The sequence below is a fragment of the Streptomyces sp. NPDC047049 genome (genome assembly GCF_040643995.1).
Lineage (GTDB): Bacteria > Actinomycetota > Actinomycetes > Streptomycetales > Streptomycetaceae > Streptomyces > Streptomyces mooreae.
Window position 1 is genome coordinate 1 of the sequence record NZ_JBEYVM010000027.1, and the last position, 13,082, is coordinate 13,082.

Here is a 13,082-nt window from a genome sequence, read left to right on the forward strand (position 1 = left end):
CGGAGGGGCCGGTGTGTGGGACGTAAAGCGAAGCAGTCCCACACACCGGCCCCGGAGGCCCGTCACCGCACCCACAGCCCCGCGCAGCGGACCCGCCCGCCGCAGGCGCCACGGCGGGCGCACCGCGCAGCGGGCGACAAACGGTGAGCAACAACCACGGCGGAAAAGCCAAAAACGTGGGCTACGGCAACGCCAGCATCCGCTCAAGAGCCATCTTCGCGAAGCTCTCGGTCTCGTCGTCGACCTGGATCCGGTTGACGACCTTCCCCGCGGCCAGCGATTCCAGGGCCCACACCAGGTGCGGGAGGTCGATGCGGTTCATCGTCGAGCAGAAGCAGACCGTCTTGTCGAGGAAGACGATCTCCTTGTCCTCCGCGGCGAAGCGGTTGGCCAGCCGGCGGACCAGGTTGAGCTCGGTGCCGATGGCCCACTTCGAGCCGCGCGGGGCGGCCTCCAGCGCCTTGATGATGTACTCCGTCGAGCCGACGTAGTCCGCCGCCGCCACGACCTCGTGCTTGCACTCGGGGTGGACCAGGACGTTCACGCCGGGGATGCGCTCCCGCACATCGTTCACCGAGTCCAGCGAGAACCGCCCGTGCACCGAGCAGTGCCCGCGCCACAGGATCATCTTGGCGGCCCGCAGCTCCTCGGTGGTCAGGCCGCCGTTCGGCTTGTGCGGGTTGTAGACCACGCAGTCGTCCAGGGACAGGCCCATGTCGCGGACGGCGGTGTTGCGGCCCAGGTGCTGGTCGGGCAGGAACAGCACCTTCGTCGCACCGGGCTCGCCCTGTTCGAACGCCCAGTCCAGTGCCCGCTTGGCGTTGGAGGACGTACAGATCGTGCCACCGTGCTTGCCGGTGAAGGCCTTGATGTCGGCCGAGGAGTTCATGTACGAGACGGGGACCACCTGCTCGGCGACACCGGCCTCGGTGAGCACGTCCCAGCACTCGGCGACCTGCTCGGCGGTGGCCATGTCGGCCATCGAGCAGCCGGCGGCGAGGTCGGGGAGGATGACCTGCTGGTCGTCGCCGGTGAGGATGTCCGCGGACTCCGCCATGAAGTGCACACCGCAGAAGACGATGTACTCGGCGTCCGGCCGGGCGGCGGCGTCCCGCGCGAGCTTGAAGGAGTCGCCGGTCACATCGGCGAACTCGATGACCTCGTCGCGCTGGTAGTGGTGCCCGAGGACGAAGACCTTGTCCCCGAGCTTCGCCTTGGCCGCGCGGGCTCGCTCGACGAGGTCGGGGTCCGACGGGGCCGGCAGATCGCCGGGGCACTCCACACCGCGCTCGCTCTTCGGGTCGGCCTCACGGCCGAGGAGGAGCAGGGCCAGCGGGGTCGGCTGGACGTCCAGGGGCTGGGCGGTGGTCACAACACGCACCCTCTCTTTTCTTCGATGAGCGCGGCGCAGCCGCATCCGTGGGAGCCGGTGGGTGGGTCCACCGAAGGCCTTTTCGTCTATATGACGCTATCTATCATAGCCGCTTCACGTCACTTTGACGATGGCCATCGTGTCGATGTGACGCATCAGCGCCCCGGCTCCGCCGTGTGCGGTCGGCCACGTGTTCCCGGCGGCCGGTGTGCGAGCATGAGGAGAGAACAAGACGAGAGGCTTGCCCGGACGGTGTCCGGAAACCGGCTTCTCGGCAATTCGCGCCCAGCCGGAATTAATCCGGGACGTCGCCGGTTGCAGCTGGTTGCATCCGATGACAAGCGGTCCGTACAACCCGGGAGAGATGTAGATGAGCGTTCAGGACGAGACCACCGTCAGCGACGGCATCATCCTGTCCGACGCGGCCGCGTCGAAGGTCAAGAGCCTGCTGGAGCAGGAAGGCCGGGACGACCTCGCGCTGCGGGTGGCCGTTCAGCCCGGCGGCTGCTCCGGTCTGCGCTACCAGCTCTTCTTCGACGAGCGTTCGCTCGACGGCGATGTCGTCAAGGACTTCGACGGTGTCAAGGTCGTCACCGACCGGATGAGCGCCCCCTACCTGGGCGGTGCCTCCATCGACTTCGTCGACACCATCGAGAAGCAGGGCTTCACGATCGACAACCCGAACGCCACCGGCTCCTGCGCCTGCGGCGACTCCTTCAGCTAAGGAGTGCGGGCTCCGGCCGAAGAGCACGGACTCCGGCCAAGGAGTACGGGCCCCGGCCCAGGAGCACGGCAGCTCGTCGAAAGGCGGCGCTCCCCCCGAGTGGGGGAGCGCCGCCTTTCGTTTTTCCCGCCTCCGCCGCGGCCGGCCGCACCGCGTCCGGTCACCGCTCGGGCAGGGACTCACCGCTTGAGCACGGGCTCACCGCCCGGGCACGGACTCACCGCCCGGGCACGGGCTCACCGCTTGGGCACGGACTTCCCGGTCGACACATCGACCACCTTCCGGCCGTCCAGCGGCTTCTGCAGCGTCACGGTCTTGGTGAACTCCTTGGCGATCTTCACGCAGACCTGGCCCGGCTTCTTGTCCTTGCCGGTGACCTTGGTCTTCACGTCCGCACCGGATTCCTCGGCGCTCACCGAGTAGGTGCTGCACACCCCGCCCCAGAAGTGCACCGTCAGCTTCTTGCCGCCGTCGCCCACGTCGTACGACTCCAGGGCCATCGCCCCGGGCTTGCCGGACGGCTTCGTCGCGCTCGGCGACCCGCCGCCCCGGTGGGCCAGGTACTTCGGGTTCACCGCCGGGTGCGCGATCGTCGAGGTGGCGTCCGGGCCGCTGCCGGTGCCCGGCTGGCGCACCTTGTACAGCCACGACGGCACCAGCGCCTGCCCGCCGTCCACGTACTGCACCGAGAGGCCGAAGACGGCGCCGGTCACCTCCGACGGCTGCTGCGCCTTCGTCGGATCCGGCTCGCACGGCGCTATCCCGCCGCCCTTGCCCCCCTTGTCGTCCTTGCCGCCGGGCGTCGAGGGGCAACCGGCCGGCGTGCGGCCCTCGCCCTGGTTCAGCCGGTCCAGCGTCCTGTCGGCGTTCAGCACCGGATAGACCGCACCTTTGGCCGGGTTCGCCAACTGGCCGCTGCCGCCGATCACCTGGCCGTCCGAGCCGACCTGGAGATCGCTCTGCCAGCCGTACGTCGGCAGCCCGCCGAGCACCGGATTCGCGCTGACGACCCGCACCGCGCCGGACAGCCCGCCCGCGTCGAGCCGGGCGTTCTCCTGGCCGAGCGCCTTCAGCACCGGCCGCACGGCCTTCTCGGCCTTCTCCGGCGACACCGCGCCCTTGCTGTCGTCCTCGGTCGTGACGTCCCCGCCGCCGCGGTACGAAGGACAGCCGGGCCGGCCGGACGGCGCCGCGCCGTCGGCCTGGTCCTGGCCCTTGCCGCCCTTCGGAGAGGCGGGCAGGGCGCAGTTCGTGCCGCCCGGCGTGCCGTACTGCGAGTACGTCCAGGCGCCCGAGCCGGACTTCTTCACCTCCAGGACGGGGCTGCGGGCGTCCCGCGTCAGCCCGCCGACCTTCCAGGAGGTGCCCTCCGAGCGCACCTTTCCGGACACGTCCAGCGCCTTCGCCAGCCGTTCCACCGACTCGCGGCTGATCTCGCCCTTGGGGCGGTACACCGGCGCGGACGCCGGACCGCCGGGCAGCTTCTTCACCGCCCGGTACTTCGCGCCCTGGGGATTGGGCTCGCCGGCCGCGATCGAACCGCCGCCGGTGTAGCCGTCGAGCGCCAGCGGTGGCGGGTCGCCCTTGGCCGCTGAGCCCGCGCCTTCGTCGCTGGACGCGGACGAGACCCAGTACGCCGCGCCGCCCCCGGCGAGAAGTACCGCCGCGGCCATCGAGGCGACCACCATGGGGGTGCGCCGCCTGCGCTCCTTGGGGCTCGGGGTGTCGGTGGTGCCCTCGGTGTTCACCGCATCGCTCCTTCGGCTCCGCTGAACATCTGACGTGCCATCCTCCGTGAGGTGACGTCGATGGGACGGAGCGGGGGTGGATACGGTTCCGGCCGGGCGGCCGGTCAGCCGCCGTACCCGGACATTTCAGTCGCCGTACTCGGACATTCCGTCCACGAGCGCGGCCGAACGGGAGGGAACCTCGACGCCGTGCAGATCCGCGGCGCGCCCCGGCGCGGGCGCGGACCGCCGCCCGGTCGGCCACCGGTCCGCCATCCGTGCGCAGTCGCCGCGCAGCTCGTCGAGCGATTCGGGGTCCTGCGCGGCGGGCGAGACGCCCTCACGCGGTGTGACGGCTTTCACAGGTTTGGTCATAGGGGCACCGTACGCAGCCATATAGCGACGAGAAAGACCTACTATTGGGTAGTTTCAGCCATTCCAAGTGTCCGGGATGACCGGGTGGCACGCGACCCCGGCGGGTAGCGTGGCTCCACGTCAGCCCGCCCCTACGCCTTCCGCAGGAGCAGACCCGTCGTGCGTATCGCAGTCACCGGCTCCATCGCCACCGACCACCTGATGACCTTCCCCGGCCGTTTCGCCGATCAGTTGGTCGCCGACCAGCTGCATACGGTCTCCCTCTCGTTCCTGGTCGACCAGCTCGACGTCCGCCGCGGCGGCGTCGCCGCCAACATCTGCTTCGGCATGGGCCAGCTCGGCACCGAGCCGATCCTGGTCGGTGCCGCCGGCAACGACTTCGAGGAGTACCGCGCCTGGCTCGACCGCCACGGCGTCGACACCCGCTCCGTCCGCATCTCCGAGGTGCTGCACACCGCGCGCTTCGTGTGCACCACCGACGCCGACCACAACCAGATCGGCTCGTTCTACACCGGCGCGATGAGCGAGGCCCGGCTGATCGAGCTGCAGCACGTGGCCGAGCGGGTCGGCGGCCTGGACCTCGTCGTGATCGGCGCGGACGACCCCGAGGCGATGATCCGGCACACCGAGGAGTGCCGCAGCCGCGGTATCCCCTTCGGCGCCGACTTCTCCCAGCAGATCGCCCGGATGGACGGCGAAGCCATCCGCACCCTCCTGGAGGACGCGGCCTACCTCTTCTCCAACGAGTACGAGAAGGGCCTGATCGAGTCCAAGACCGGCTGGAGTGACGAGGAGATCCTGGCCAAGGTCGGCACCCGTGTCACCACCCTCGGCGCCAGCGGTGTCCGTATCGAGCGGGTCGGCGAGCCCACCATCGAGGTCGGCGTCCCGGAGGAGACCACCAAGGCCGACCCCACCGGCGTCGGCGACGCCTTCCGGGCCGGCTTCCTGTCCGGTCTGGCCTGGGGCGTCGGCCTGGAGCGCGCCGCCCAGGTCGGCTGCATGCTGGCGACGCTGGTCATCGAGACCGTCGGCACCCAGGAGTACGAGCTGCACCGCAGCCACTTCATGGACCGCTTCACCAAGGCCTACGGCCACGAGGCCGCGGCCGAGGTCCAGCAGCACCTGGCCTGATCTGCCCGGTTTCAGGCGCGGCGCCGCACGACGTACGCGGCGCCGCGCTCGGCCGCCCGCTCGCCCACGTACTCCTGGTCGCGCATGGTGCACCAGGCGGGGATGTCCTGCCGGGCGGCCTCGTCGTCGGAGAGCACCGTCACCGTCCCGCCGACCGGCACTTCGCCGATCACTTTCGCGAGCTCGATGACCGGGATGGGGCAGCGCTTGCCCAGCGAGTCGACGACCAGCCCGGCGGACTCGGTGGCTTCAGCGGGCTCTGCGGCCTCCCCGGGCGCGGAGGGCTCGGCGGCCTTCGCGGCCTTCGCGGGCTCGGTGGCCTCCGCGGTTTCCCCGGCTCCCGCCGCCGGGACGCCCAGCCGCTCCCGCACCGCGCGCACCACCCGCGGCAGCACCTCCAAGAAGCGCTCCACGTCCGCCTCGGCCGTGCCGTACGGCAGCGAGACCCGCACATTCCCCTCGGACAGCACGCCCATCGCCCGCAGCACATGGCTCGGCGTCAGGGTGCTGGACGTGCACGACGACCCGGACGACACCGAGAAGCCCGCCCGGTCGAGCTCGTGCAGCAGGGCCTCTCCGTCGACATAGAGACAGGAGAAGGTGACGAGGTGGGGGAGGCGGCGCACCGGATCGCCGACCACCTCCACGTCCGGGACCAGCTGAGGCACCCGCGTCCTGATCCGGTCCACCAGCCGCCGCAGCCGCGCCGCCTCCTCCCCGGTCTCCGGAGCCGCGCGCAGCGCCCGCAGGGACGCCGCCGCGGCCACGACGGCGGGAATGTTCTCGAAGCCCGCGCTGCGGCCCGACTCCCGCTCGTCCCGCGGCCCCTGGGGCGCGAACCGGGTCCCCTTGCGGACGGCGAGCAGCCCCACGCCGGGCGGTCCGCCCCATTTGTGGGCACTCGCCGTCAGCAGCGACCAGGCGCCGGGCACCGGCCCCCACGGCAGCGACTGCGCGGCGTCCACCAGGAGGGGGACGGCCGCCTCCCGGCAGAGCGCGGCCACCTCCTCGACCGGCTGTGCGGTTCCCACCTCGTGGTTGGCGGACTGCAGAGCGACCAGCGCGGTGTCCGGGCCGAGCGCGGCGGCCACGTCGCCGGGTGCCACCCGGCCGGTACGGTCGACGGCCAGCTCCGTGCGGCTGCCGCCGGCCGCCTCGTGGACCTCGGCGGCGTGCAGGACACAGGAGTGCTCCACGGCGGAGTACAGCAGCCGGCGGCCGGTCCGCCTCCGGGCCGCCAGCGCCCCGGAGACTCCCGTATGCACCGCCTGCGTCCCCGAAGGGGTGAAAACCAATTCGTCGGGGCGACAGCCCACGGCCTCGGCCGCGGCCTCCCGGGCGGCGTCCAGCAGCAGCCGGGCGCGCCGCCCCTCCCGGTAGAGGCGGGCCGGGTCGGCCCAGCCCTCGTCGAGCGAGGCGAGCAGGGCCTCGCGGGCGACCGGATGCAAGGGGGCGGCCGACGCCGCGTCGAAATAGGGCACGTACGAGACGTTAGTCCTCCCGCTCGCGGCCGGGGCGGGCCCGGCCCCGCCGTGCGGTGCCGCGCGGCCCCCGGGAGCGGCCTGGCGGGCAGGAGCGCCCCGGCCGGCGTCCAGTGCAAAGCCCCGGGGAAGGCCCCCGGCCCGCGGTGCAAGAGCCCGGCCGGGCACGGCGTCAGATGCCTGGTGGAAGCGGGTATTCGGCGGGAATCCGGGGGCTCGGCGGGTGCCTCCCGGAAGCCCTGGCCACCCCTTAGGGGTGCGTCGCGGCGCGTTGGGCACCCTCCCCGCGCGACCCCAAATAGCGTCCAGTAAGGTTTGGCCCGCATAAACATCCAAACCCCTGCCCGACGCAGGGCGGCGACCGACCAGCGAGTAAGGCCGCAGCCGACCGCGCGGGCGAGACTCTCGGGAAGGCGCTACGTGAGTCCCAACGGCTCCGACCGCTCGTCGCGGCGCCCGATGCGGCGGAAGCTGCCGCAGGTGCTTGCTGCGGGCCTGGTCCTGGCGACCGCGACTGGTTGCACATATAAGGACTTCCCCCGCCTCGGCATGCCAACGCCCGTCACCGACGAGGCGCCGCGGATCCTCTCTCTTTGGCAGGGCTCCTGGGCCGCCGCCCTCGCAACGGGCGTGCTGGTCTGGGGCCTGATCATCTGGAGCGTGATCTTCCACCGCCGCAGCAGGTCCAAGGTGGAGGTCCCCCCGCAGACGCGGTACAACATGCCGATCGAGGCGTTGTACACGATCGTCCCGTTCATCATCATCGCGGTGCTGTTCTACTTCACCGCGCGCGATGAGAGCGCAATCCTCAAGACTTCCAAGAAGCCTGACCACATCGTCAACGTGGTCGGCTTCCAGTGGAGCTGGGCGTTCAACTACCTGGAGAACGTGGACGGCAAGAAGTCCACCTCGAACATCAACTCCCCCGCTCTGGGCGCGATCCCGGACAAGTGGAAGAAGGGCGCTCCGGCCGGTGCCGACGGCGTCTACGACGCGGGCACCCCGGGCGAGCGCAACCCGCAGACCGGCAACCCGGGCCCGACCCTGTGGCTGCCGAAGGGCGAGACCGTCCAGTTCGTGCTGACCTCCCGTGACGTCATCCACTCCTTCTGGGTGGTGCCCTTCCTGATGAAGCAGGACGTCATCCCGGGCCACACCAACGTCTTCGAGGTGACCCCCAACAAGGAGGGCACCTTCATGGGCAAGTGCGCCGAGCTCTGCGGAGTCGACCACTCCCGGATGCTCTTCAACGTCAAGGTCGTCTCCCCCGAGCGGTACCGGGAGCACCTGAAGGACCTGGCGAAGAAGGGCCAGACCGGATACCTGCCGTCGGGCATCAAGCAGACGGATCACGCCAGGAATGCGGAGACCAAGAACCAGTGAGCATCCTCAACGAACCTCAGGGTGCCGCCGCCGATACGGCTCCGGCAGCACCGCCCGTACGCAAGAAGCAACCCGGCATCGCCGTGGTGAAGTGGATGACGACCACTGACCACAAGACCATCGGCACGATGTACCTGGTCACGTCGTTCGCGTTCTTCTGCGTCGGCGGACTGATGGCGCTGCTGATGCGCGCCGAGCTCGCCCGTCCCGGCACGCAGATCATGTCGAACGAGCAGTTCAACCAGGCGTTCACGATGCACGGCACGATCATGCTGCTGATGTTCGCGACGCCGCTGTTCGCCGGCTTCGCGAACTGGATCATGCCGCTGCAGATCGGCGCGCCCGACGTGGCGTTCCCGCGGCTGAACATGTTCGCCTACTGGCTGTACCTCTTCGGCTCGCTGATCGCGGTGGCCGGCTTCCTCACCCCGCAGGGTGCGGCGGACTTCGGCTGGTTCGCGTACTCGCCGCTCTCGGACGCGGTGCGTTCGCCGGGCGTCGGCGCGGACATGTGGATCATGGGTCTGGCCTTCTCCGGCTTCGGCACGATCCTCGGTTCGGTCAACTTCATCACGACGATCATCTGCATGCGGGCTCCCGGCATGACGATGTTCCGGATGCCGATCTTCACCTGGAACGTGCTGCTGACCGGTGTGCTGGTCCTGCTGGCCTTCCCGGTGCTGGCGGCGGCGCTGTTCGCACTGGAGGCGGACCGTAAATTCGGGGCGCACGTCTTCGATGCCGCGAATGGCGGCGCATTGCTCTGGCAGCACCTCTTCTGGTTCTTCGGCCATCCAGAGGTGTACATCATCGCCCTGCCGTTCTTCGGCATCATTTCCGAGGTCATTCCGGTGTTCTCCCGGAAGCCGATGTTCGGTTACATGGGTCTGATCGCGGCGACGGTGTCGATTGCCGGTCTGTCGGTCACGGTGTGGGCGCACCACATGTATGTGACGGGCGGTGTGCTGCTGCCGTTCTTCTCGTTCATGACGTTCCTGATCGCGGTGCCGACCGGTGTGAAGTTCTTCAACTGGATCGGCACGATGTGGAAGGGCTCGCTGTCCTTCGAGACGCCGATGCTGTGGACGATCGGCTTCCTGATCACCTTCACCTTCGGTGGTCTGACCGGTGTCATCCTGGCCTCGCCGCCGATGGACTTCCACGTCTCGGACTCGTACTTCGTGGTGGCGCACTTCCACTACGTGGTGTTCGGCACGGTCGTCTTCGCGATGTTCGCCGGCTTCCACTTCTGGTGGCCGAAGTTCACCGGCAAGATGCTGGACGAGCGGCTGGGCAAGATCACCTTCTGGACGCTGTTCGTGGGCTTCCACGGCACCTTCCTCGTCCAGCACTGGCTGGGCGCCGAGGGCATGCCGCGGCGTTACGCGGACTACCTCGCGGCCGACGGCTACACGACGCTGAACACCATCTCGACGATCAGCTCGTTCCTGCTGGGCCTGTCGATCCTGCCGTTCCTCTACAACGTCTGGAAGACGGCGAAGTACGGCGAGAAGATCGAGGTCGACGACCCGTGGGGCTACGGCCGCTCGCTGGAGTGGGCGACGTCCTGCCCGCCGCCGCGGCACAACTTCCTCACCCTGCCGCGCATTCGCTCCGAATCCCCGGCGTTCGACCTGCACCACCCGGAGATCGCAGCCCTCGACGCGCTGCACAACGGCCGCGCCTCCGAGGACGACAAGGCCCTCGCCGGCGGCAAGGAGGCGGGCAAGTGAAGATCCAGGGCAAGATGTTCATCTGGCTCTCCGTCTTCGTCCTCGCCATGGCGATCGTCTATGGCGTCTGGTCGAAGGAGCCCGCGGGTACCACCGCACTGTTCCTCGCCTTCGGCCTGTGCATCATGGTCGGCTACTACCTGGCCTTCACGGCCCGGCGGGTCGACGCGGGTGCCCAGGACAACGAGAACGCCGAGGTCTCGGACGACGCCGGTGAGCTGGGCTTCTTCAGCCCGCACAGCTGGCAGCCGCTGTCCCTGGCCGTCGGTGGCGCGCTCGCCTTCCTGGGCGTGGTCTTCGGCTGGTGGCTGCTCTACTTCTCGGCCCCGGTGATCCTCGTCGGCCTCTTCGGCTGGGTCTTCGAGTACTACCGCGGCGAGAACCGCACGCAGTAACCACGGCGCAGGACGCCACGGCGGGCCCGGACACCTCAACAGGTGTCCGGGCCCGCCTCGTTTGGCGGCCGGGAGCAGACCCGTTTGCACTCCTCCAGCGCGCTGGGACAGGTGATTCTTCATATTTTTGGGGCATGAGTCACAGACCTCGAACCCGGACGGTGCTGAGCTGCGGCCTCCTGCTCGTGCCCCTTGCGGTGAGCGCCACCGCGTGCGGGGGCTCGGATTCGGAAGCGCTCTCCGGCACTCCCTACGACGCGGCCGGCCAGATCACGGCCAACCCCCCGGCCGGCACCCGGAAAGCGGACCCCGACAAGCCGCTGGAGGTGTCCGTCAAGGGCGACGACGCGCGGATCACCGACGTGACCGCCACCGACGCCACAGGACGCTTCGTACGCGGCGAGCTGAGCGCCGACGGCAGGCACTGGCGCACCACGGCGCCCCTGGCCGCCGGCAGCCGCTACACGGTGCGGGTGAGCACCGAGGAGGAGGACGGTTCACCCGGCCGTAAGACGCTCGTGGTCAATACCCGCGGCGCCGACGGCCAGTTGACCGCCACCTTCGGCCCGAAGGAGGGGGAGTACGGCGTCGGCCAGCCGGTCACCGCCGAGCTGAGCCAGCCGGTCAAGGACCCCCGGGCCCGGGCCGTCGTCGAGAGCGCCCTGAAGGTCGACTCCATGCCGCGGGTGCAGGGCGCCTGGCACTGGGTGGACGACAAGAAGCTGCACTTCCGCCCCAAGGAGTACTGGCCCGCGCACGCCACCATCTCGGTGCACAGCAACCTGGCGGGCCTGAAGGTCGCCAAGGGGCTCTACGGCGGCCCCTCCAAGCCCGTGAAGCTCACCACCGGCGACCGCGTGGAGGCCATCACCGACGCGGCGACCCACCGGATGACGGTGCTGCGCAACGGTGAGTCGATCAACACCATCCCCGTCACCACCGGCAAGCCCGGCTTCTCCACCCGCAACGGCGTCAAGGTCGTCCTCGGCAAGGAGAGCTTCGTACGGATGCGCAGCTCGACGGTCGGCATCGCCGCCGGCAGCGGGGAGTCCTACGACCTGCCGGTCTACTGGGCCACCCGGGTGACCTGGAGCGGGGAGTACGTCCACGCCGCACCCTGGTCCGTCGGATCGCAGGGCGCGGCGAACGTCAGCCACGGCTGTACGGGCATGTCCACCAGCAACGCCCAGTGGTTCTTCAATCACGTGCGCATCGGCGACATCGTCAAGGTCGTCAACAGCAGCGGCGACACCATGACGCCGTTCGACAACGGCTTCGGTGACTGGAACATGCCCTGGCAGGAATGGCGCGAGGGCAGCGCGCTCAAGAACAAGGCCGCCACCACGACGGGAGCCGCCGGGCGCCTCCAGGACCCCGCCGACAACGCCCGGCTGCGCCCGAAGTTCTGACCACCGCCCGGCGGGTTCCGGGGCGGCCCGGCGGCCGCTCAGGCCTGTACGAGGTTCCTGCGGCGCAGCAGGCCGGCCAGGGCGTCCGCGAAGGCCACCGGGTCCAGCGGATGTGTCACCGCGGCGTCCGCGCGGCTCCAGGTCGCCAGCCAGGCGTCCTGGGGGCGGCCGATCAGCAGCAGCACCGGCGGGCAATGGAAGATCTCGTCCTTGATCTGCCGGCAGACGCCCATCCCGCCCGCGGGCGCGGTCTCGCCGTCCAGCACGCAGACGTCGATACCGCCCTGCTCCAGGGCCGTGAGGACGGCGGGCGCGGTGGCGCACTCCAGGATCTCGATCTGCGGCACATCGGCGGCGGGGCGCCGGCCGGCCGCCAGCCGGACCTGCTCGCGGGTGCCTGCGTTGTCGCTGTAGACCAGCACCGTGGCAGTCGCCTGCATCGTTCCTCCACGCTTCGTAGCGGCACAGCATCGGGTGGGGCGGATGCTACTCCCGCGGCGGGTGTCCGCAGGAGGGGTTGGACGGATCCAGGATCTGCCCGACGGGCCGTCAGGACCGGTCCGGGACGGGCCGGCGGGCGACGGGCCGCCCGGCGCTTCCCCCCTTCGGGCGACCTCCGGAATTGGGCCTTACGAGCAGGGCATACGTCCTTGACACACCGAACGGCACCCCCCGGAGTGAGGGCGGGATAAGCGACCGACATAATGTCGGTCGTGGCGACAGCAACGACAGTAGAAACCGGGCACGCGCACCCGTCGGTCAATCGGCCGAACCTCACCAGCGTCGGAACCATCATCTGGCTGAGTTCCGAGCTGATGTTCTTCGCGGCCCTCTTCGCGATGTACTTCACCCTCCGATCGGTGACCGGCGAGGCGTATTGGAAGGAATCCGCCAGTGCGCTGAATCTTCCGTTCTCCGCGACCAACACCACGATCCTGGTGCTCAGCTCCCTGACCTGCCAGCTCGGCGTATTCGCCGCCGAGCGCGGCGACGTCAAGAAGCTCCGGGCCTGGTTCGTGGTCACCTTCATCATGGGTGCGATCTTCATCGGCGGTCAGGTCTTCGAGTACACGGAGCTGGTCAAGCACGAGGGCCTGTCGCTCTCGTCCGGCCCGTACGGCTCGGTGTTCTACCTGACCACCGGCTTCCACGGACTGCATGTGACGGGCGGCCTGATCGCCTTCCTGCTGGTCCTGGGCAGGACGTACGCGGCCAAGAGGTTCACCCACACGCAGGCCACCGCGGCCATCGTCGTGTCCTACTACTGGCACTTCGTCGATGTCGTCTGGATCGGCCTCTTCGCCACGATCTACCTGATCCGGTAACCGGTCCGACCGGTACCGCATATC

General features: G+C 69.6%; 12 protein-coding genes. 7 read left to right on the plus strand and 5 right to left on the minus strand.

Annotated features, from left to right (window positions below; all coding sequences use genetic code 11):
- Window positions 1-181 precede the first annotated feature (181 nt).
- Window positions 182-1,381, minus strand: coding sequence for a quinolinate synthase NadA (gene nadA, locus ABZ851_RS34550; protein WP_361136296.1), 1,200 nt, complete (start codon window positions 1,379-1,381; stop codon window positions 182-184).
- Window positions 1,382-1,742: 361 nt separating this feature from the next.
- Between nadA and erpA the strand changes: the two genes are divergently transcribed.
- The gene (gene erpA / locus ABZ851_RS34555; RefSeq protein ID WP_006606077.1) at window positions 1,743-2,096 is read left to right on the plus strand and encodes an iron-sulfur cluster insertion protein ErpA; all 354 of its coding nucleotides are present in this window, start codon (window positions 1,743-1,745) and stop codon (window positions 2,094-2,096) included.
- 236 nt (window positions 2,097-2,332) lie between these two features.
- On the opposite strand, the gene ABZ851_RS34560 is transcribed toward erpA, so the two are convergent.
- Window positions 2,333-3,844 (minus strand): hypothetical protein, encoded by a 1,512-nt coding sequence (locus ABZ851_RS34560; RefSeq protein WP_361136298.1) that lies wholly within the window; start codon window positions 3,842-3,844, stop codon window positions 2,333-2,335.
- 126 nt (window positions 3,845-3,970) lie between these two features.
- Entirely contained in the window at window positions 3,971-4,198 is a 228-nt protein-coding gene (locus ABZ851_RS34565) for a hypothetical protein (RefSeq protein ID WP_311626309.1), read from the minus strand.
- Between the two features lie 159 nt (window positions 4,199-4,357).
- On the opposite strand from ABZ851_RS34565, the gene ABZ851_RS34570 reads away from it, so the two are divergent.
- A complete protein-coding gene (locus tag ABZ851_RS34570) occupies window positions 4,358-5,332 on the plus strand; it encodes a carbohydrate kinase family protein (protein WP_361136300.1) in 975 nt (324 codons plus the stop codon).
- A gap of 11 nt (window positions 5,333-5,343) precedes the next feature.
- Here ABZ851_RS34570 and ABZ851_RS34575 read toward each other — a convergent pair whose 3' ends face one another.
- Window positions 5,344-6,813 (minus strand): aminotransferase class V-fold PLP-dependent enzyme, encoded by a 1,470-nt coding sequence (locus ABZ851_RS34575; protein WP_361136302.1) that lies wholly within the window; start codon window positions 6,811-6,813, stop codon window positions 5,344-5,346.
- A 420-nt stretch (window positions 6,814-7,233) separates the two neighbouring features.
- On the opposite strand from ABZ851_RS34575, the gene coxB reads away from it, so the two are divergent.
- The 4 genes from coxB (at window position 7,234) to ABZ851_RS34595 (ending at window position 11,733) form a co-directional block, all read left to right on the plus strand.
- Window positions 7,234-8,196, plus strand: coding sequence for a cytochrome c oxidase subunit II (gene coxB / locus ABZ851_RS34580; RefSeq protein ID WP_361136304.1), 963 nt, complete (start codon window positions 7,234-7,236; stop codon window positions 8,194-8,196).
- Window positions 8,193-9,929 carry a cytochrome c oxidase subunit I gene (ctaD, locus tag ABZ851_RS34585; protein ID WP_361136306.1) on the plus strand — a complete coding sequence of 579 codons (1,737 nt, stop codon included), beginning with the start codon at window positions 8,193-8,195 and terminating at the stop codon, window positions 9,927-9,929. Before coxB ends, ctaD begins: the two co-directional genes overlap by 4 nt.
- Window positions 9,926-10,324, plus strand: coding sequence for a cytochrome c oxidase subunit 4 (locus ABZ851_RS34590; RefSeq protein ID WP_030812810.1), 399 nt, complete (start codon window positions 9,926-9,928; stop codon window positions 10,322-10,324). Before ctaD ends, ABZ851_RS34590 begins: the two co-directional genes overlap by 4 nt.
- A gap of 134 nt (window positions 10,325-10,458) precedes the next feature.
- Complete coding sequence (locus tag ABZ851_RS34595; protein ID WP_361136308.1) at window positions 10,459-11,733, plus strand: Ig-like domain-containing protein; 1,275 nt, start codon at window positions 10,459-10,461, stop codon at window positions 11,731-11,733.
- A 38-nt stretch (window positions 11,734-11,771) separates the two neighbouring features.
- On the opposite strand, the gene ABZ851_RS34600 is transcribed toward ABZ851_RS34595, so the two are convergent.
- Window positions 11,772-12,173 (minus strand): hypothetical protein, encoded by a 402-nt coding sequence (locus tag ABZ851_RS34600; protein WP_088797295.1) that lies wholly within the window; start codon window positions 12,171-12,173, stop codon window positions 11,772-11,774.
- A gap of 264 nt (window positions 12,174-12,437) precedes the next feature.
- Between ABZ851_RS34600 and ABZ851_RS34605 the strand changes: the two genes are divergently transcribed.
- Complete coding sequence (locus ABZ851_RS34605) at window positions 12,438-13,058, plus strand: heme-copper oxidase subunit III (protein ID WP_006606088.1); 621 nt, start codon at window positions 12,438-12,440, stop codon at window positions 13,056-13,058.
- Window positions 13,059-13,082: the final 24 nt, after the last annotated feature.

Excerpts from the sequence above, each read along its gene's own strand:
- ABZ851_RS34565 (WP_311626309.1), bottom strand. The coding sequence starts at position 4,198 with ATGACCAAACCTGTGAAAGCCGTCACACCGCGTGAGGGCGTCTCGCCC.
- erpA (WP_006606077.1), top strand. The coding sequence starts at position 1,743 with ATGAGCGTTCAGGACGAGACCACCGTCAGCGACGGCATCATCCTGTCC.
- ABZ851_RS34605 (WP_006606088.1), top strand. The coding sequence starts at position 12,438 with ATGTCGGTCGTGGCGACAGCAACGACAGTAGAAACCGGGCACGCGCAC.
- ABZ851_RS34600 (WP_088797295.1), bottom strand. The coding sequence starts at position 12,173 with ATGCAGGCGACTGCCACGGTGCTGGTCTACAGCGACAACGCAGGCACC.
- ABZ851_RS34595 (WP_361136308.1), top strand. The coding sequence starts at position 10,459 with ATGAGTCACAGACCTCGAACCCGGACGGTGCTGAGCTGCGGCCTCCTG.